Source organism: Cyclobacterium qasimii M12-11B, assembly GCF_000427295.1.
GTDB lineage: Bacteria > Bacteroidota > Bacteroidia > Cytophagales > Cyclobacteriaceae > Cyclobacterium > Cyclobacterium qasimii.
On the sequence record NZ_ATNM01000022.1, the window covers coordinates 1 to 591 of the forward strand.

Below are 591 nucleotides of genomic sequence, written 5' to 3' on the forward strand. Positions count from 1 at the left end.
ATACAACAACAATTTTAATGTAATTGCCAAGCCTTCTAATATAAAGGAATTGGGGATCGTTGCTGAAAAATCCAAATTCATAGCCTTTGTCTCCTTTTCTTACAGGAAAAAGTTTCCTATTCAATAAAAAGGCTCAACGAAAAAGTTGAGCCGCTTTTTTTACTTCTCGCCAGTGAACCATTTTTTCTTCAATTTCTCAAGCTCTCCGTTATCTTCCATTTCCTTGAGCGCTTTATTGAATTTGTCTGTCAGTTCACTGTCCTTTCTGAAAGCAATTGCTGAACCGGCTTCTTCCGCTTTCGCATCAGGAATCACAAAGCCTTGCAGGTCATCATTTGATTTGAAATACCCTTCTGCAACAATGTCTTCAATAATCGCGGCATCGAAGCGGTCAGATTTGATTTCCTGCACCAAATCAGAAATTCTGTTGCGGTCTTCTGTTTTAAAACCATATTCCGGAGAAAGCTCTTTCCCCTTCTCTTCCTGAATAGAGCCAAGCTGAACGCCAACTGTTTTCCTTTCAGGTCTTTCAAAGATTGAATGCCGCTGTCTTTTTTGCTGACAATCATATGGTTCGCTGTGTAATACACA

The 591-nt window shown here is 39.6% G+C and carries 1 pseudogene; it reads right to left on the minus strand.

The window, feature by feature from the left end:
- Positions 1-159 precede the first annotated feature (159 nt).
- Positions 160-591: pseudogene (gene artP / locus ADICYQ_RS31060) on the minus strand (arginine ABC transporter substrate-binding protein ArtP); the annotation flags it as partial.